The 18,217-nt window shown below is 59.7% G+C and carries 17 protein-coding genes and 2 CRISPR repeat arrays; all 17 genes read right to left on the bottom strand.

Going from position 1 to position 18,217, the window contains the following annotated elements; translation table 11 throughout:
• Positions 1–154: 154 nt before the first annotated feature.
• Positions 155–469: a CRISPR-associated endonuclease Cas2 gene (gene cas2, locus B2A78_RS24495; RefSeq protein WP_077732673.1), complete on the bottom strand. Its 315-nt coding sequence runs from the start codon at positions 467–469 to the stop codon at positions 155–157.
• Entirely contained in the window at positions 469–1,236 is a 768-nt protein-coding gene (locus B2A78_RS24490) for a CRISPR-associated endonuclease Cas1 (protein ID WP_077732672.1), read from the bottom strand. Before B2A78_RS24490 ends, cas2 (B2A78_RS24495) begins: the two co-directional genes overlap by 1 nt.
• Positions 1,233–2,174: a CRISPR-associated endonuclease Cas1 gene (gene cas1 / locus B2A78_RS24485; RefSeq protein WP_077732671.1), complete on the bottom strand. Its 942-nt coding sequence runs from the start codon at positions 2,172–2,174 to the stop codon at positions 1,233–1,235. Before cas1 ends, B2A78_RS24490 begins: the two co-directional genes overlap by 4 nt.
• A 7-nt stretch (positions 2,175–2,181) precedes the next feature.
• Complete coding sequence (gene cas2, locus B2A78_RS24480) at positions 2,182–2,466, bottom strand: CRISPR-associated endonuclease Cas2 (RefSeq protein WP_077732670.1); 285 nt, start codon at positions 2,464–2,466, stop codon at positions 2,182–2,184.
• A gap of 890 nt (positions 2,467–3,356) precedes the next feature.
• Positions 3,357–3,812: direct repeats of the CRISPR family, unit length 36 nt; unit sequence GTCTTAATCCCTTCTTCATAAGGTCTCGATTCAAAC.
• A 95-nt stretch (positions 3,813–3,907) separates the two neighbouring features.
• Positions 3,908–5,059 carry a DUF1887 family CARF protein gene (locus tag B2A78_RS24475; RefSeq protein ID WP_077732669.1) on the bottom strand — a complete coding sequence of 384 codons (1,152 nt, stop codon included), beginning with the start codon at positions 5,057–5,059 and terminating at the stop codon, positions 3,908–3,910.
• Positions 5,056–7,212, bottom strand: a complete 2,157-nt coding sequence (locus tag B2A78_RS24470; protein WP_077732668.1) for a CRISPR-associated ring nuclease — start codon at positions 7,210–7,212, stop codon at positions 5,056–5,058. Before B2A78_RS24470 ends, B2A78_RS24475 begins: the two co-directional genes overlap by 4 nt.
• Positions 7,209–7,793, bottom strand: coding sequence for a hypothetical protein (locus tag B2A78_RS24465; protein WP_077732667.1), 585 nt, complete (start codon positions 7,791–7,793; stop codon positions 7,209–7,211). The genes B2A78_RS24470 and B2A78_RS24465 overlap by 4 nt, the downstream gene beginning before the upstream one ends.
• Complete coding sequence (csx16, locus tag B2A78_RS24460) at positions 7,790–8,095, bottom strand: CRISPR-associated protein Csx16 (protein ID WP_077732666.1); 306 nt, start codon at positions 8,093–8,095, stop codon at positions 7,790–7,792. Before csx16 ends, B2A78_RS24465 begins: the two co-directional genes overlap by 4 nt.
• Before the next feature lie 65 nt (positions 8,096–8,160).
• Positions 8,161–9,247: a CRISPR direct-repeat array (repeat unit 36 nt; unit sequence GTCTTAATCCCTTCTTCATAAGGTCTCGATTCAAAC).
• Positions 9,248–9,351: 104 nt separating this feature from the next.
• Positions 9,352–9,834: a Uma2 family endonuclease gene (locus B2A78_RS24455; protein ID WP_077732665.1), complete on the bottom strand. Its 483-nt coding sequence runs from the start codon at positions 9,832–9,834 to the stop codon at positions 9,352–9,354.
• 53 nt (positions 9,835–9,887) lie between these two features.
• Positions 9,888–11,558: a type III-A CRISPR-associated RAMP protein Csm5 gene (csm5, locus tag B2A78_RS24450; RefSeq protein ID WP_168175549.1), complete on the bottom strand. Its 1,671-nt coding sequence runs from the start codon at positions 11,556–11,558 to the stop codon at positions 9,888–9,890.
• Positions 11,555–12,526, bottom strand: coding sequence for a CRISPR-associated protein Csm4 (locus B2A78_RS26235; RefSeq protein ID WP_168175548.1), 972 nt, complete (start codon positions 12,524–12,526; stop codon positions 11,555–11,557). The genes csm5 and B2A78_RS26235 overlap by 4 nt, the downstream gene beginning before the upstream one ends.
• Position 12,527: 1 nt before the next feature.
• Positions 12,528–12,926 carry a type II toxin-antitoxin system VapC family toxin gene (locus B2A78_RS24445; protein ID WP_077732663.1) on the bottom strand — a complete coding sequence of 133 codons (399 nt, stop codon included), beginning with the start codon at positions 12,924–12,926 and terminating at the stop codon, positions 12,528–12,530.
• Positions 12,926–13,159 (bottom strand): hypothetical protein, encoded by a 234-nt coding sequence (locus tag B2A78_RS24440; RefSeq protein ID WP_139841161.1) that lies wholly within the window; start codon positions 13,157–13,159, stop codon positions 12,926–12,928. The genes B2A78_RS24445 and B2A78_RS24440 overlap by 1 nt, the downstream gene beginning before the upstream one ends.
• Positions 13,160–13,175: 16 nt before the next feature.
• Entirely contained in the window at positions 13,176–13,892 is a 717-nt protein-coding gene (gene csm3, locus B2A78_RS24435; protein ID WP_077732661.1) for a type III-A CRISPR-associated RAMP protein Csm3, read from the bottom strand.
• A 15-nt stretch (positions 13,893–13,907) separates the two neighbouring features.
• Complete coding sequence (gene csm2, locus B2A78_RS24430; protein WP_077732660.1) at positions 13,908–14,402, bottom strand: type III-A CRISPR-associated protein Csm2; 495 nt, start codon at positions 14,400–14,402, stop codon at positions 13,908–13,910.
• Positions 14,403–14,414: 12 nt separating this feature from the next.
• On the bottom strand, positions 14,415–17,078 hold the full coding sequence (gene cas10 / locus B2A78_RS24425) for a type III-A CRISPR-associated protein Cas10/Csm1 (RefSeq protein WP_077732659.1): 2,664 nt from the start codon (positions 17,076–17,078) through the stop codon (positions 14,415–14,417).
• Between the two features lie 16 nt (positions 17,079–17,094).
• On the bottom strand, positions 17,095–18,183 hold the full coding sequence (gene csm6 / locus B2A78_RS24420) for a CRISPR-associated ring nuclease Csm6 (RefSeq protein WP_240502669.1): 1,089 nt from the start codon (positions 18,181–18,183) through the stop codon (positions 17,095–17,097).
• Between the last annotated feature and the right edge of the window lie 34 nt (positions 18,184–18,217).

Here is an 18,217-nt window from a genome sequence, read left to right as displayed (position 1 = left end):
GCGCCGAAGCCCCCCTTCCCGACGGTGCAGTTGGGCGAGCGGGCTCGTCGGCAAAGGATTGCCGACCTACGAAAGCTTGAGTCGATCTACCCTGGCCGAAGGCGCCAACGACTCCGGCCAGGCCTGTTTTGCCGTAGAGCGAGATGAAAACGCTCTAACGAAGCGCTCTCAGCAAGTCCTTGCCTTTTTCGATCAAGAGCACGCCGTCCGGGAAGTATTGAAGCCCCAGGCTGGTGGTTTCCGGACGGTTCGGCAAGGGATAGATCCGCACGTCGTCGGCGCGCTCGTCGATGCGTTCGACCAGGCCCGCAATGATTCGGCCCAGTTCCTTGGTCGTCAGCTGGGCGGTAAACACCGAGTATTGCACCGGGATGCCTTGCTCCCGGAGCAAGCGGTGAACCCGCCCCAGACGCTTCGGATCGGCGATGTCGTAGCACACCAGGTAGGTTTGAGCTTGATTGAGCGGCATCACACAAGCTCGATCAGCCAGCGGTGCAGCCGGTTGAGCAGGCCGAGGGTCAAATGTTCCGTGCGTCTCCGCCGGGCCTCGAAGAAACCGACGATTTCGATACGGTCCGGGATACCGAGCCGGTTCTCGCGGAGCCGGTCTTCGAGCCAGGCCAGCCGCGCCAGCTGGAAATCCCAGAACAGGATGGAACTCACGCCGGTCACCGGATTGAGCTCGCCCATGGGCTCCAATTCGGTGGTAATCCCGGCGTCGGCCAAATGCTTCGTCACCAGGCCGGTCAGCAGCCCGTACACCTCGCGTCCGATACGCTCGTAGGCGGGGAGTTGATCCATGCCCCGAGCACCGTCCTGGAACAGTTGGCGCAGCTCTTTCGCCGAGGGCGGACGGTCGAAGCCAAGGCCGGTGCGGCGAATCACGCTGCGCACCGCCATGCGCTCCATAGCGCCGTTCCATTGAAGATATAGATCCTGCCAATCCGGGCGCAGCAAAAAATCTAGCAGGCGCTGTCGAAGCTCGTAGCGTTCTCCGGGCCTTCCTATCAATCTCGCCAGCACCGCCCCCTCGTCGTCGATGAAGCTCACGGTGATGCGGTTTTCCGCGCAGGCCAGCAAGGCGTCGACGGACCAATCGATGTGCGCCGCCGAGACTACTTGCGAGATCCGCCGCAACGGAAACCAGCGCTCCGCGGCGCCGGCGCGGATGACGCGCAGAGCGGGGCCATCACGCTTGATCGTGGTTCCCGCGCCTTGCAGATACAGCGGTCTCACGGCGCCTCCTCGGTCAGACGGTGCGCGATCAACAGGCCGTAGCGGTGCAACAGGCCACGCAGGGGACGGACGAAGCTTTCGTAGCGGGCATAGAAAACTTCCCGGCCGTTCTTTTTCAAGAGACAGCGGTCGGCTTCGGTCGCGAACGAATCGGCGCGCAGGGTTCGCTCGGCGAACAGCCGCCATACCCAGCGATCCACCCTCGGCCGCAGCGGCTCTATCAGGTCGGCCCCCAAGGATTCGCGGTAATAGGCCGGTTCGTGATAGAAGCCGACGTAAGGGTCCAGCCCAGCGGCATGGCAGGCGTTGACGGCCTCGAAATGGAGCAGCGTATATCCTAGCGACAGGGCCGCGTTGACCGGGTCCTTCGGCGGCCGGCGATTGCGTCCGGTAAAGTCGAGACTGGCCGGAAACAGTTGCGTGAACCCCGCGAAATAAGCCGCCGCGGCCGCGCCTTCGATCCCTTGTAGCCGTTCCAGCCGCGGCGCGTCCTCAATGTTTGCCAAGGCACGATCAATTCGCGCGATGCCATCCGTAAGCGGCTTGCGGCAATCGGGCCGGACGTTTAGCGCCGAGCGCAGCAGCCGGGCCTGGGCTTTCAATTTGAGCGCCACCAATCGGCGCGCCCAGGGCAGCCGGTACTCGTCATCGTGGTGCCAACGGTATTGCGCGATGCGCCGGGCGGTGTCGCCGTGTCGGTTTCCGTGCAGAATCGCCGCGGTGCGTCCCTGCCGGCCGCTCAGGACCAGAAGGCCGACGCCTTCCTCGGCGAGCAGTCCCAGCACGCCGGTGCTGAGCGTCGCCTGTCCGCGGACGACCACCCGCTCGACCACGTTCAGGGGAATCGTCGCGCTCCGGCTGCCTCCCTCGTAAAGGCAGAGATGCCGGCCCTCGCGGCGTAATTCGATGTCTTTTCTGTCCAGGTAAAGCGTGCCCATTCGATCCTCAGCCGACGTAGAAGAACTCCGGGTCCGCCGGAGGAACCGCGATGCCGAGCACGCGAACCTTCATCCGGGGATCCAGCCGCAAGAGCAGAAATCGGTCGGCTTCCTCGTCGATGACCTCCCGGACCTCGTCGATCAATTGGCGTTTCTCGGCCTCGGTCAGGAAACACTCGAACACGGATTTCTGCCTGCCGGTGGAATAGTTGCGCAGCACGAAAAGCGCCTTGCGCAGGCGGGCGTCGTCGGAGATGTCGTAGGCGGCGATGTAAAGCGACCGTTTGCTCATGGCCGCTACTGTAATGCCGCATGTCGAAGGCGGGGCATTTCACAAGCTTGCGGGCTGATCGATCGGTTTTCGCGCGCCAAAGTCCGCGACGAGGCGGCTTGATCAAAATAGGGGAGGGGCTAGGGCATTTTTCCCATCGTGTGGCGGCAGCACGGGCGAGGGCGCCGGCTAAAAAGCGCTCTTGAGCGGGAGACTATTTTGCAGCCGGGCGTCGCCCCGCACACGGGTTCCTCGACCGGAATGTAAGCCGGATTAATCGAAGCGTATCCGGCCTTCGTGAGTCTGAGGCACGAAGCGCATCGGCCGAGTTTGCGGTTAGAGCGTTTTCCGAATCGGTGTAAAGGATTCGGATATGTAGGTCGGCAATCCCTTGCCGACGTATCGGCTCGGCGAAGGGCTTTGTTGGAAGGGTCGCGACTAAAGCGACCGTTTGCGATTGGGAAGAGATTGCCGACCTACGTTCTGATGTATAGAAGGGTGAACGGGATTTTGTACGGTCTAACTGCCGTTTTTAGGTTAAAACGATCGTTTGCGGCAGGCGAGGTGACCAGCGCAACCCGTTAGAAGCCCATATATCCGTGCTGGGTGAATTAGGCGCGCTTCCGCTCAAGGCATGCAACCCGCCGAAGCGAGCGGCAAGGTTGCCGAGCGTTGGTGGGTTACGGCGCATGTGAAGCGCGGCGATCGATGGCCAGCCGGCGCCGGAATGCGCCTAACCCACCCTACGACATCCCGGTTTCCGCAATCCACCAAAAGGGCGAAGGACCCTCCGCAGCTCGACAACTCTTCGCCCGGCCCATCCGTTTGTAGGATGTGCTGACCGAAGGGAAGCGCATCTGTCGCGAACCTAGCCGTTCATGCCGAGCTTCCCGGTCCCGGAACCGACAAAAGTCTTAATCCCTTCTTCATAAGGTCTCGATTCAAACTTAGGGATGTCCAACGCAAGCGCTAGCAGGAAGTCTTAATCCCTTCTTCATAAGGTCTCGATTCAAACCCCACGGACGGGCAGAACCTACGGAGATATGACGATGGTCTTAATCCCTTCTTCATAAGGTCTCGATTCAAACGGATGCCGCTACCAGAAACCGCAAAGGAGCCAAGTCTTAATCCCTTCTTCATAAGGTCTCGATTCAAACCACTTTCCTGCCCACGGACGGGCATAGCCCAAGGGTCTTAATCCCTTCTTCATAAGGTCTCGATTCAAACCAAAGAAGAACGCGAACATTCCCAAACGCAATATGTCTTAATCCCTTCTTCATAAGGTCTCGATTCAAACCCACCACCCCAACAACAACCGTAAGTGGAGACCAGTCTTAATCCCTTCTTCATAAGGTCTCGATTCAAACCGCTCGTGTCTAAAACACCTCCAAAGTCAATGGTTTACAAAGGGGGTTGCAGAAAAATCGGCTTGCCGAAAAGTTAGCATTCGGTACCGGGCGGTTCAACCTATCCATCGGCGTAAGGTTTCCTTCAAGGTTTTCAATTCCGGTCCGGCGCAGGTCAGTATCCCATAGGCGCGGGCGCGATCTTGAATGGCGGTGGACAGGGGCTGATAACTGACCAGCATGGCCTTTGCCTGGAGACCGCCCAGGAGGTTGGAAAGCGCGTCGAGCCGATAGATTGCATCGGCGCCCGCACCGCCGGTCTCGATATCGTCCCTGAACTGGCGGGTTTTGCACTCGACGATGTACAGCCGGTTTTCCGCGAGAAAGGCAACGTCCAGTTCATTGCGAATCCGCTCGGCGCCGTTTTGCCGCTCGACTTCCAGCCCTCGGCCGATGTCCTGTATCGCTTTGAGTTCGCTTTTCAGGCTCTGGACCAGACTGTACGCGTACTGTTCCAGCCATCCGCCGTTGGCGAAGAAGCGGGCCGGCTCGTCGGCGAAATGGAGGCGGCCCTGCCTCGCCATAACGACATCTGCGTTCTCAAACCAGCCGAGGAGGGCCTCGAAGTCTTCGCGCTCGATCTGGCCCGGTCTGAGTTGGTCGGAGACCAGCGATTCGTTCTGTTCCGCAGACATTGCCGCCCAGTTCAAAATTCGGAGAGCGTTCTGATATTTGTCGATGTGCCGGACCAGCCCTTCGGCCAATGTCCGCAAGCGCTCGGGCATGCCGAAGTTCGCCGGCCGTTCGCTCAATTGAGCCCCGTGGGCCTGAAAGAATCCCTTGAGCTTGATGCGGTTGGCGAGCTCCCTCGGCGGCCGGCCGGCGGGATGCATCCATATCAGCCGGTCCTGTTCGGGATGGACGTAGAAGATCGGTTGACCGGCCGCGCGGAACACCTCGTAGGCGGCGATGGCCATGGGCTTGGTGCCTCCGGTGGCGTTCAGGGCGAGCTTATCGTGCTCGTGTTCCGACACCAAAGCCAGCAGCTGCTCCCGAATGGCCTCGATATCGTAGGCATTCTCGATCCTGATCTGGCTCACCGTGACGCCGGCCGGCTGCAGAACGGCCCGGAGCCAGTCGGCCCGCCGGGCCATGTCGGGGCTTACCAACATGATGATGTGCTTGGGTTTGATCTCGGGATCGAGCGCCGGCGTGATGTTGGGCGTCGGCTGTCCGGAGACTAGGATTACATGGGTTTGTATCTTCATGGCGTTAGCGGGTCTTCCGAAAAACTGAGATGGCGCGGGTTGAAACCTTCTCGAGGCGAAAATTGGGCAAGGACGTGCCGGTAAACCAAAGCATCCATCCGTTTCAGCAACGCTTCTTTTTCCTGGCTCGGCAGAAACGCATGGACGAATGCTTGCTTGATCATGGCCAAGGCATCCCAGCAGCTAAAGCAATCGCCGACCATGCGCGCGGCGGTCAAATATTCGCCGGTCATGGTGGTGCGACTAATGCCCGGATTATCCGTGCAGAGCGTCAAAGGGAGCCCGGCTTGCCAGAGTCGCCACAGCGGGTAATCGGGGCAGTGCGCCGTTTCAGGGAAAGCGGCGTCGCGATAGCCGACGACTTCCCGGTTGGAGCTGGGACAAAGCTCGATACAGATGCCGCGGTCGCGGAAGCGCTGGGCGAGTTTCGGATGATCGCCGATCGTCAGGCCATGCCCGATCCGGTCGGCGTGAAGGTGATAGGCCGCGGTCCAAATTTTTTCCGCCGTCTCCCCCTCGCCGGCATGAATCGTCAGCGGCAGACAGATTTCGAAAGCACGGGCGAAAGCCTGTGCGACATCCGCCGAAATCGGTTGCGTCTCATCGCCCGCCATGTCGAGCCCGACCACGAAGTCTGGCAATTGCTCCTTCGCCCGAACCGCGAGATCGATCACTTCCGCAAGACGTTCGGGCTGGCGCCGGTCGGCAATGAGTATGAATCGGAACAAGGCCCGCGAATCGGCCGGCAAGCTTGCCGCGGCGGATTGCAGGGCGTCGGCCAACCGATGAAGAAAGGCCAGCCCGTCGCCGTATTTGTGCGGGCTGCCGCGCAGCTCGACATAGGCCAGTCCTTCGTCGTGCGCCTGACCTATGAGATGAGCCGCATAGGGTTGAATGGCGGCGGGATGGGACAGGATCGCCGAGCCGGACAGTTCGCCCGGCCGTTCATAGGCCTTGAAGCCATGGGGTCCCGATTTCAGATCGAATCTCGGCTCGGTGGCGTCGAACAGGTTGCCGGTCAACTGGGGGGCGTCGGCGTGTACGAGCAGTGCCGCAGTCCAATGCGGCCTCGGAATGGCCGAGGTCTTCAGTCGGTCCGGCCAATCCCAGGGCCAGATGGCTTGCCGCAGGAGCGGCGCAATATGGCCGAGGGCGCGCTCGCGCTCGGGAGGGCTCAAGGCATCCCAAACCGAGCGGCCGACCTCGCGCTGGGCATCGAGATCGAGACAGCCGCCGATGTGCCGGTGCAAATCGGCCTTGGGCAGCCCTTGCAACCAGTCGGCCAATCCGGGGGTCAACGGCTGTTTCCGCAGAATCTCGATGACGCGCGGCGGCAGGCGGTAAAGGCTGCGCCAGTTCTCGTGGTGTTCCGTCTCGCCGAGCGCTCTCAGGTAATTTCCCAGCAGTTGGCTCCCGGCCTTTTCGCGCGACCGGATCTCCTCGCAAAGCCCGTGGCCGGCGGCCGGCGTCCATGTCAACGAGGCTCCGTGTGAGGCCAGGGGAAGCGGAAAATCGCGGCTGGCGACGGCGCGCCGTCCGTCGAGCTCGACATCCAGGAGTTCGCTGCGCCGGCCCGCTCCCGCAATGAGCGGCACGATCGCGGATGCAACCTCGGCGGGCAATTCGCGAGTGAAGAACTCGGCTGTTCCCGTTTTCAAAAGCTCCGGCAGGGGGTCTTGCCCGACCACATGGATCAGCGCGTCACAGCCGAGCACGGAGCCCGCCCATTGGAGATCGGCGCTCATGGTTTTCCGCCCGCCGGCCAGCGACAGAACCACCTGACCGTCCCCGGCGCGCTCGTGCGCCAGGAGGCAGGCGCGCAGCAGGAGTTCGCGGAATCGGTCGCACTCGGGCTGGCTGGCGAGCTGGTCGGTTCCTGCCGCCTGCCAGATCCGGAGGATCGGCGGATGCTCCAGCCGCGCATGCCAATCGCGGAGATACGCAAGTCCTTGCCGCGGCAGGTCTCCCAGCGTGGTACAGACCCAGATTTCGTCGGGCGCCTCCAGTCGATAGTCCTCGCGTTGCCGCGTGAAATCAGCGCATCGTGGATGATAACGGTAGAGCGGCAAACGGTCCGGCGCGAGAAAACCGTAAACCTCCGGAATTACTGCCCAGGAGGCGCCGAGCGTACATAGCAGAATATTCGCTTTCATACGGAATTCCGGATCGAAAATCCGGCGGCGAGACGGCTCCACAATTCGAAGCGCGCGTCATCCGCGATCCGCCCCGCCGGAATAAAGCCGATACCGCTCAGGCCTTGGCCCTCGGCCGGTTTTGGCGGCGCGTCTTCCGGCCAGGAAAGGAGATACAGCAAGCCGATGTGCACGCGGCCGATTGCCGAAAGACCCTCGTAGATCCAGGCGACCGGTTCCGGGATGGCCGTGTCCGGCTGCCAAAGCAGCTCTTCCCGTAATTCGCGGCGAAGCGCGCGATCAGCCATCCGCTCGATCGATTCCGCCGCGTCGATGTCCTCGATATGCCCGCCGACGCCGGCGCTCAGCCGGTCCCGCAGCCGCGAATCGCCGCCGTTCCGGGCATAACACCAGATCTCGCCGCGAGCGTTCCGGAGCAGCGCGTAAGGAATGATCTGCAACAACCGCTCGTCGCCCTCGGCCTCCGAGCGACGCCGCCATGACCAGTTCCGGGGCCACGTCCAGGTGGTTCGCGCCCAGGCATCAGCCTCCGGTAAAGATGGACACTCGGCTCGCGGGATGACCAGGACACGTGCGCTCATGGGTTTTCGCCTTCAGCCGCGATGACGCGGTATTCCACGATGCGGGCGCCGAAACGCCTAAGATCCTGAGCCGACAACTCGCGTCCCCGCCAATCCGGGGGTATTTCGAGCGCCAGATGAAGATAGCGGGCGCCTCGGGCACATACCTCCGCGGCCAAATGGACGGGCAGGGTGCCGATGACCCGATCCCCGGCTTTCACCACGGCCATGTCCATGTGCGCCAATTGTCGATCCACCGCGATGCCGCTTTCGCGCGCCCATTCGATGGCGCCCGCATGGCGGGTAACGAAGTAAGTTGTCATGGTTAAAAAGAATGGTTATTGGAAAGAGCTTATGATTGCTCTTTTAATCGTGGTTTTCATCGTTTGCATATATCCCTTCTTCATAAGGTCTCGATTCAAACGATTTGGTAATTCGTGCTGCAAAGGAATTGCAGGTCTTAATCCCTTCTTCATAAGGTCTCGATTCAAACGGAGATAAAACGATGACTGACAAAAACCTGACCCGTCTTAATCCCTTCTTCATAAGGTCTCGATTCAAACGTCTGGTGGCGCGGCGAATCGCCCCGCGCTAAAGGTCTTAATCCCTTCTTCATAAGGTCTCGATTCAAACTTGGGAGATGCTGCCGCCTGCCCCTATGCCCCGCCGTCTTAATCCCTTCTTCATAAGGTCTCGATTCAAACTTTGGTCTGCTGATTCATAGCGTCAACGTCAACGCGTCTTAATCCCTTCTTCATAAGGTCTCGATTCAAACACAACGGAAGCATCAAAGATACTCTGGACGGAAGTGTCTTAATCCCTTCTTCATAAGGTCTCGATTCAAACCTTGTGTCTCTGGAACTCTAGTTAGTACGTGGGTCTTAATCCCTTCTTCATAAGGTCTCGATTCAAACGGAACGCGATAGACGCGGCTAGAATATGGGACTGGAGTCTTAATCCCTTCTTCATAAGGTCTCGATTCAAACCCGGATTTCTCGCCGAGCTCGCCGGGTGGATGCGTCTTAATCCCTTCTTCATAAGGTCTCGATTCAAACCGAGATTTAATAACAACAGAGGCATGATATGAAAGTCTTAATCCCTTCTTCATAAGGTCTCGATTCAAACGGCCTGCCGTAAGGCAGGCCTGATTAAGGATTAATGTCTTAATCCCTTCTTCATAAGGTCTCGATTCAAACAAGCCATGCCAATCCCATAGGTTTTACAGTGGTAGTCTTAATCCCTTCTTCATAAGGTCTCGATTCAAACCACGCTGATAGCTTGGTTTGAAATGACCACGTGGTCTTAATCCCTTCTTCATAAGGTCTCGATTCAAACACAAGCTTAAGTCTTTTAACCGCGTTTTCTTTTGAGTCTTAATCCCTTCTTCATAAGGTCTCGATTCAAACCCACGACCAGCACCCGCGCGGCAGCACGGAAGAGTCTTAATCCCTTCTTCATAAGGTCTCGATTCAAACGGCTCGTGTCTAAAACACCTCCAAAGTCAATGGTTTACAAAGGGGTTTGCAGAAAAATCGGCTTACCGAAAAGTTAGCGTCGAGTGATTGCGATTTTCGGAGCGTCATGCGGGCAACTCGACACGGGTCGGAAATTCGGGCGCCAGGGTGCTGTGTTCGAGCCGGGCGTGGTTGTTGTAGAACAGCATTTCGCCGTCTTCCCGGCACACCCAGAATGCGCGCACGCCACGGGCGAAATAAAGTTCCTTCTTTTCCTCCGTTTCGGCCCGGCCGTTTGACGGCGAAAGCACTTCGACCACGATTTCAGGGGCTTCCGGGGAAGGATTGGCCAAACCGCGGTGGGCGAAAAACTCCGCGCTGGCCCAAACCGCGTCGGCCACTTTTACGCCCTCGGCGGTTTGTACGCTGCACTCGGACAATACCCGTCCGTGGGGAAGATGTTGCCTCAGCAGGTTCAAAATCTCGCCTTGGAGCCGGGAACGTTTGTCGGTGGCCGGACTCATGACGATATGCCCCCAGCGGTCGGTTTCGAATTTGAAGGGAAGGTCCTTGAATAACGGGTTATCGCAGATGTCTTGCCAGTTCATAACGTGTTCTCCGCTGACGGAAGAAACCGATAGACGGATTCAGTGCAAGCTCATCATGGCGCCATGAGACTGCGCAACAGTTTCTTGCGCTTGCCGTCGTCCTTGCGGATGCCGAGCCAGTCGAATATCTCGACGGCTACGGGGCGCAGGGCCTGGCGGTCGGATTCGTCCCAACTCGCCGCCTCCTGGATCAGATTCCGTAAGCGGTCGTACAACTGGCTGCCGGGACCTTTGCCCTTATTGGCCGCAGTCATTTCGCCACGCAGGGCTTCGGTCCGCTGCTGGTTTTCCGACATGGCCGCGAAACGGGCGGCTTGGGCTTCCGCTCTTGCGGTCTCTTCGGCGGCTTGCCGCCGCGCGTCGGCTTCGGCTCGGCATCGTTCGGCCCGCAGCCGCTCGGCCTCGGATTTCCGCTTTTGTTCCTGTTCCAGTCGATCGTAGGCCGCTTGCGCGTTACGTCGGAGGAAGGCGTGCGTTTCGCGCAGGCCGGCATCGTCGAGTTCGACCAGTATCCAGCCGAAGGGGAGCATGGCGCCGGTCTGGTCCTTGGCGTCGACGGCAAGCCATAGCGTGGTGGCGTGGTCGAGATACTTAGGCGGTTGACCTTGCTTCTGCATGATTTCGATACAGCGCACGCTGTCTAATGTGGTGTGCTCGGCTCCCGAGTGTTTGCCGACACGGAGCAGAAATGCCTGTCGACGGTTCAGCGCTTCGCGCAGTTCGCCGGAAAGCAGCTTTCTCAAAGAAGTGACCCAATCGGTATCGACATACTGCAGGTCTTGCAGCACATCGAGTTCCGCGCACAAGCGCGGGAAATAGTAGCTATTACAGAGATCAGCCAAGTCTGAGAGGCTTTCGAAGGGAAGCTTGTCTTGCCAGCGACTCAATTCCCGGCTCGACAAAAGAGTCAATTCGGTGTGAAAGCTGCGACTGCGATGGGCACCGAGGCATTCAAGCAAGGTGTATAAATCCCGCTCTTCGGCCATCGACTTTTTCTTTGAGCGTCCTTTCTTTCGATTGACCGCGTATCTGATTTCCAGCCCATTCAATCCGTCCGAATGGTTATATGGCGCATCTCCGATCTTGAGCAGTCGTAAAGGGTCTTCGGTGACATGACTGTATTTCAGTAACTTACCTGGAACATCCCGGCCTGTCAGCCGTAGATTGCGCTGAATGTTCCGTTTCGCCGCACGCTGATCCGTTGCGTTTTCATAGCTATGGACGGCGTCGTTCACTGCCTTCTTTAGGTGATCGGCGTACTGCCGGTCCTTTTTCAGACATGTGTCCAGAATCGCGGTCCGTATTGCCCCTTTGAGGCTACTGCCTGGAATGTAAGGTCGTTGTGTGTGGAGGTTGAAGGTATTGCGCTGGATTGCAAGTTTGTTCGTATCTTTTTTTCCTTCAATGCTGTCTCGATAGAATCCCTCCAAGGCGGGCGAAACCGGCATGGCATGTTGCGCATAAGTCTTGAGTAACGCGCGTTTGTCGTGGATGAACTTTTGCATCCGACGGATGGCGGCCTGACCTTCGCGAATTTCCGCCAATTTAGCAAGCTCATGTAGCTCCGCTGGTTTCAATGCTTCCAACAACTGCAACTCCCCGAAATAGTGCAGGTAACCCTCGTCGATGACGTAATTGGTGGGGTAATAATCTTCGCCGCTGCCGACATGCACCGGGGTGAGCGTCGAGATGTAAACGGTTTGGGTGTTTAAGAAAGAACTCACTGTGCTTCCTCCCATTGCACGCCGAAGACTGGGGCGTAGCCTTGATGGACCGCGGTGCCGATCGCTTTGGAAACGCCGCCGATGCCCCGTCCCGTGATACGGGCGGAGGGCTCGAAGATCGCGGGTGTGAGGATGGCGAAACTGTCGGCCATCAACACCGGGTTCTTGAATGGCTTCCCGCCGAGCACGGCGCGGTCGCCGTGGCGGCCGAAGCGGGTGAAGGTTTCGTAGTAACAACGCTCGGCTTTCCATTGCTGCCCTTGGGGAGCGCTGGGCGCCAGGGTCAGCCAGGCGTTCGGGGCGGCAGGACGCGGCGGGTCATCATAAGGCGCCGCGTCCAGAACCTCGAACTTGCCGAGTCCGCTGGAGGCTTCCTTGCCGTAGCCCTGCTGGCCTATGGCCACGAGAGCTTCGCTCAGGTCCTTCAGCGTGAAGTAGCGGTCGTCATCCAGCGCCGCGTAAACCGACAGACGCACCTCGGGGTGATACCAGGTCAGCGCCCGATCGTACGGCGCGAACCCGGTTTCACCGGCCCCGGTGGTGCCGGTCAGTCGGTTCAGGCTGTTGTGAGTGCGGTTTTCGTGGCGGAGAAACGGCCCCTTCAGTTGCAGCCGGTCCATCATGTCGGCTTCGCTCAGTGCTTCCTGCCCCCAGGCGCCGACCGGCTTCGTCAACACGTCCTCCGGCAGCCAGCGCCGAGCCTTGATCTGCTTGCGTTCCCTGGGGTTTTCCGTATCGAGACTGAGCAGATGCGGAGGGGCGGCGGGGCGAGCTAGGAAACCCTCCGGCACGGGGTCCGAAATCACCAGAAACGGTTGGTTATCGGTGTAGCCTTGCAGGAGTTCGATCAGCCTGGCTTCGCCCCAAAGATTACGGATCGCCCAGCAGCACTGGCCGAACAGGGTGTCGCCCTTGAGCGGCGTGGCGAAGGCGGTTCCGGGATGTATCAGAATGCGGTAAAGCTTCACGTCAAGTCTCCCAGTCTTCGAGTCGAAGACCGTCGATGCGGCCGAATTCGACGGTATTGTGAGTGACCAGTGTCAAATCGTTGGCCAGGGCGACGGCGGCAATCTGCAGGTCGTAGGGACCGATAGGCTTGCCTTTTCGGGCGAGATCGGCGCGGAGTTCGCCGCAAAGACGGGCGGCGTTGCCGTCGAACGGCAGCGAAACGAACTGGACGAACAGCGTTTCGAGCAGGCTCAAATTGGCTTCCCGCCTTTGACTCTTGTAGGCCCCGAAATAGAGTTCCGCCTTGACGACATCGCAGAGCACGATGGACTGAGGCAGGTGCTCGATGAAGCGCTGCTTGACCGGGGACGGCGCCGGATTGAGATAGCGTATCCAAACGTTGGTGTCGGGCAGCCACATTAGTCCAACTCCAGGCGCTTCTCATATTCTCCCTGGGGCTCGCGCGTCAACGGTTCGCCTTCCCATGCTCCGGCCGTGGCTTCGAAGAAGCCGACGGGCCAGCCGTGGGTGTCCTTTTCCACAGGGCCTTCTTCCAATGGACGAAAAGTGATTTCTACGCGCTTGTGCCGAAATTCCGGTGGCACGGGGACGGTTTCCGGTGCATCGTCGATGATTTGGCGTACGGTGTTCATTCGGATCGCCTCCAATTCAAAACAGCGTTTCGGGCAAATCGAATGCCTGCCCGTTAAGCGTTAGACCGTCGAACTCAATCTTGCCATATCCGCGCGAACCGGACCCGCCGATGCCGTCGAGCGTCAGCATTTTGAGGCCGATTTTCACCAGGTCCAGCAGGTCGGTATCGTTTTCGTCCAGCACCTTCAGGTTAAGCCTGAAGGTGAATTTCGCTCCCGCCGGAACACGCTCCGTTTGGCGGGGATTATCGGCCACGCCGGTGATGCGGTTGATGCTGTTTTCGCTCTTGGCTTCGGTGTAGAGATAGTTATTGTCACGAACGAATTGCCGATGTTCCTCGGTCAGATTGCAGTCCCAGAACGCCATGCGGGTCGGGCCGTATTTTTCCGCCGCGTCTCCGGCGTCGCCGGAAATGCCGAAAAGACGGATGATGGCTTCGGCATCTCGGCGCTGACGCTCGTTCATGTCCTTCAAATGTTCCACGGAAACCGGCTTGCCCGGATTGCCTTTCTTGTCCTTGCAAAGCGCGACGATACCCGCGCGCCATTCCAGCAGGCTGCGCATCTTGCCCTTGAGGCTGGAGCCGGGAATGTAGGGTTCCTGGGTATAGGGATGCTTGATGACGGGGTTGTCCATCCCGCCGATGTGCATTTCTTCGTTGCCGGCGCCGATGCGTAGGCCGGTCAGGAGTTTGATTTCGCCGCTGATCTGGTTGATGGCTTTGAGTTGCATGAGCGTTTCCCCTGGTTATTTCGGACCGTATAGCTTGTAGAAACCCATGAAGGCTTCCATGAACAATTTGAAGTTCTTGAATGCTTCGGGCTTATCCGGTTCGAGCTGACGCAGGCCATGCCGCAGTAGCGTCAGAAAATTCTGGTCTATCAGTTCGCGGGACTCCGCATAGGCTGCCTTGGCGTTGAGCATCTTGATGAGTGGAAGGTATTGGGTGCCGTAAATCCTGGTTCGCTCGTCCTCCTTCAGCTGGCGTATCCGCTGGTCCCACATGACAATCTCGTCGTAGAAGCGGCGGAGCTGGGTGGATTTGTTCTTGTCTCTCTTGCCCGCTTTTGCCGATTTCGCGATTTCCTCGGCCGCGCGTTCGGCGATCGCGTCGAACAAGTCTCCGCTCGGGTTCGCGACGTCGATCTGCTTCAGGATTTCTTCCAGTTCCCTTGACGGCCCCGTATCCTGATTTTGTCTGCCGCCGCCTTGCTGCGGCCTGCTTCTGTCGTAATAGTTCATGGGTTCCCCCCTTTAGTCACGTTGTTGATACAGATACAAATGCAGGGCGATCTTGTAAGCCGCCCCGTAGTGACGAATGCCGGATTCGATTTCGGCGACGATTCGGTTGTGCACGGCCGTTTGCTCTTCCACACTCTGCTTTCTTTCGCTTTTCACCATGCGCCACGTCCGGTAATACAGATAAGAGCGCCACCGGGTTTTGGACGGGTCCGTCGCCATGCCTTCGGCCATATCCGCTAGCCCGAGCAAGCCATAGAGATAGGCGGTGGAAAGCCGGTATTCCCCCGCCAACCCGGCCAGCCGTTCATAACATGCCCACAGAGCGTCCATCTCTTCCCATCCGACGGTTTGTCCGAAGCAGGTGAGGGCGTTCTTGCCCGGTATTTCTTCGTCGCCGCGGTGGTGCTTCTTGGCGTCTTCCAATGCATCCTCGCTGCCTTCGGCAAGGTAATGGATAGGCACCGCCGGCTTGGTCATGGCGAGGCCGGCCGAGAAATGGAGTTCCGGGTTTTCCGCGACGTAGCGCCCGAATTCCCGGCGCATCCGATGGGCCAGCTCCACCTGGCTTTTCCAAGGACCGATCAGGAAGAAATCGTCGCCGCCGGCGAACACTGTATAGCTGTTCCGGTATTCCGTCCGGCATAGCCAGGGCAGATAGACGGCGAAGAAATTGTTCACCTGCCGCGACAGTGCCGCCATCTTGGCGAAGGTCGGCTGCCTCAATCCTCGCTGGAAAATGGCGCCGAGGTCGTCGATGTCGCCTTTTAGGGTATGCAGAGCCGTCACGCCGCGAAATTCCCGGCGTTCGTCCAGGTCTTCGCAGGCGATGTGGTGCAGGGTTTTCAGATCCTCGGCGGCGGGCTCGTCCTCGTCTTTCAAGTTGCTTTGAATCCGGTCGTACCGCGGATCTTTCCATTCCAGGTCTTCGAATACCGGCACGTAGCCGCGAATGTTGCGCCGCGCGTAGCCGTTCCAAAGCGGCCGGGCGGGGTTCGGATCGGGCAGCGAAAAATCGAACAGTCGCCGGATATTGCCGTTCTTGACTTCCGCGCCAAAGCGCCCGGACGCTTCCTCGTTGCCGGTGAAGTGTACGTAATAGCCGAAGATCGGCAGGTCCAGCGTGCGGTTGTCCTGCAGCTTCGCGATGCTGAGAATCAGCCTTTCGCACTTCACCAGCAATTCGCCGGCCCGGATCTGGTCCGCCGCGAGCCGGCTAAGAGGAACGTCGTTCCTCTCGACTTTCGCCGGCGCGCGGTCGTTGACGGCGCAAGCGCCAAGCTCGTTATCGAAATCGTCGAGATAGTCTTCGAACACGGGTTTCGGAGCGTTCCCGCCGCATAAACCGAAATGCTCGTATTTCGTCCGCTCCAGATTTCGATGCAGCTTCTTCATGAGCGCGGCAAAGCGGCTTTCGCCTTCCTTCCCGCCGAGAAAGTCGTTGCAGCAGGCCGGTTCGAAAGCCAGGCCGAGTCCGGCTTCTCCGTAGCTGTGTTTCAAGAACCACGTGTCGAAAGTTTTCTGGACTTCGGCGAGACGGGTTCTGGTTTCATCGGTATTGGGCGCGACGATGAGGAACTTTCCGGCAGCGTTGGTTATCTGGCTGGTGGAGGGCAATTGCAACTCGTCCAGCACCTTGAGCGCCGCGCATTCGGTAATCAGCGAGACATAGAACGAACGGCCGCGCAGCAACTTGGCGGCGTTCTTCTTGGTCTCGCTGCCGCCGGCAAAGATGAATTTCTGGATGCCGAAGAAATCGCCCTGCACCAGCAGGAATTTCGGTTCGTCCCAATCGTCCCGGCCGCGCAGCCGCGCCAGGCGTTCGGCGGGGGGGTGGCCTTGATCGGCGTGATAGCGCCATAGCGCCACGGCCAGGGCTGCCGTGGTCTTGGAGTGATCGTACAGCGGCACTTCCGGCTTGACGTTGAAAGCCGTGGCCGACGGGATCGCGTGGGTGTAGGTCTGCCAAAGGGTGTCGAAATGATCCAGCCACAAGGGCAGGCTATGGCGGTGCGATTCGGGTATGGCGTCAAGACTTTTCCTGAAGCCGTCCCAGAGAGCGGCATATTCCCGTTGCGCCGCGGTATCGTTGTCCGGTTCGCTAGTCTCGCGCTTTTCCGGAAACAGGCTTTCGGGACTGAGGGGGCGCAACGGATAGCGATAGGCGAATCGGTCGGGGGAGTCCGATTCCAGCCGGATCTGCTCGAACAAGCTCAGCAGGCGCGCCTGGTAATGGTTCTTGCCGGTGGAGGTCTTTTCCTCGGCGCGGTTGTAGTTCTCGAATTGCTCCCGCTCGAATCCCGAGGCCACCCGGTCGGCGGTGGCGATGATCCATTGCAGGAAGGTTTGCGGCTGGTGATGCTTTGCGGCGGCGTTGACCAGCGAGTCGTCGACGTCGCGGGATTTCCAGTCGGCGAACGGCGCCATGGCCCACCCCTTGAGCGGCGGCAAGCCTTCATTCTCCAGCCAGTCGACCGCGAGGGCGGTATAGGCCGCATGTTTGTGGCTGTACCAGAATCCTCCGCCCGGCCTTTCGTGACGCGGGCAATAGAGTTGCAGGTGGGTTTCCAGCACGGTGCCATCGACATCCGGTGACGCACGCTCCGCGAACTTCCCCAAATCATGCAGAAACGCTGCCAGGGCCACGCGGGCCGAGGCTTCCAATCGTTCGGAATTCATCCGGGTCTCCTCTGAATCAATCACAAAATCCGATCTGATGGGCCGACAGGCTCAGGCCATACGCCGTTCTGGGGCGTCGGCCGAAACCTTTGATCTGATAAGCGGTGGCACCCGCCCCCAGGGCGTCCCGCAGCATCCGGTTGCCCCGGCTCTTGCGCCGCTCGAAGTAATTTTTGTCCATGCCGTGCTTGAGCCCCGCAAACACCCGGTCGGCGTCGCCGAGTTCGCCGATGATGGCGCGGTATTCGGCCAGGAAACCTTCGGCGTAGTCGCGGTCCGGTGCGCCGTCGGGCGGGCAGGGGAGAGGCGGCAGTTCCCGCTGCGCGCGCCGGGCGAGCCAGGCATAGAAGGCTAGTTCGGCGGGTGGAAAGGGGATGGCGATGCCGCCGGCGGTTACGGTGCGCGCGGATAGATCGATGTCGAGGCGCGCTGGTCCCAGGGTCATTTGGGCTGCGCGCACCGCCGCCGAGAAGCTGCTGCGGCCTTTGAGCAGCGCCTCGGGCAGGCCGTGGCGGAGGCGCACGAAGGGAATGTCGGCCAGGGTGACGGCGGCGTTCTGGGTGTCGAGCGGCTTCTGGTCGGGCGGCAGGGCATAGATCACCTGGGAATACGGCGTGGGGTAGAAAAAGCCGGGGTGCGACTCGAACGGCGCGTCGACCAGGACGTGCGACAGACGATCCTGCGGGCGTCCGTACAACGACAGCGCGTAGCCGGCGAAGAAGCCGAGGGTTTTGCGGCCGCCTGCGAGAGACACGTGCAACCGGGTGTCGTCGTCCTCGGTGAGCCGCCGCACCCACTCGGTGATGCCGTCGGCCGCCGCCGTGTTGTCCTCGCCGCTACGGATGTCGGTCAGGGGGCGTCCGTCGCCGTCGGTCAGGGTGTGCAGGCTATCCGCGCCGAACCGGATCGGCGGCAGCCGGTAGTCCTTGCACAGACGATGAAACCAGCCCGGCTCATCGCTGAACAGTGTCAGGCGCGCCCGCTCCACGCCTTCGGCTGTGGAGATGACGTGGATCTCGGTCGGAAGCGTTTCGGGCGCCTCTTGCCATAAGGCAAACAGGGTTTCGGTCACGACTTGAGGCGTCAAGCCGGTGATGACGAGCAAAATTCGCCGAGGGTAAGTCATTTGTGTTGCAGTC

The sequence above is a fragment of the Methylocaldum sp. 14B genome (genome assembly GCF_002005105.1).
Lineage (GTDB): Bacteria > Pseudomonadota > Gammaproteobacteria > Methylococcales > Methylococcaceae > Methylocaldum.
The sequence above is the reverse complement of the archived record's forward strand: the minus strand, read 5'-3'. Positions and strand labels throughout refer to the sequence as shown.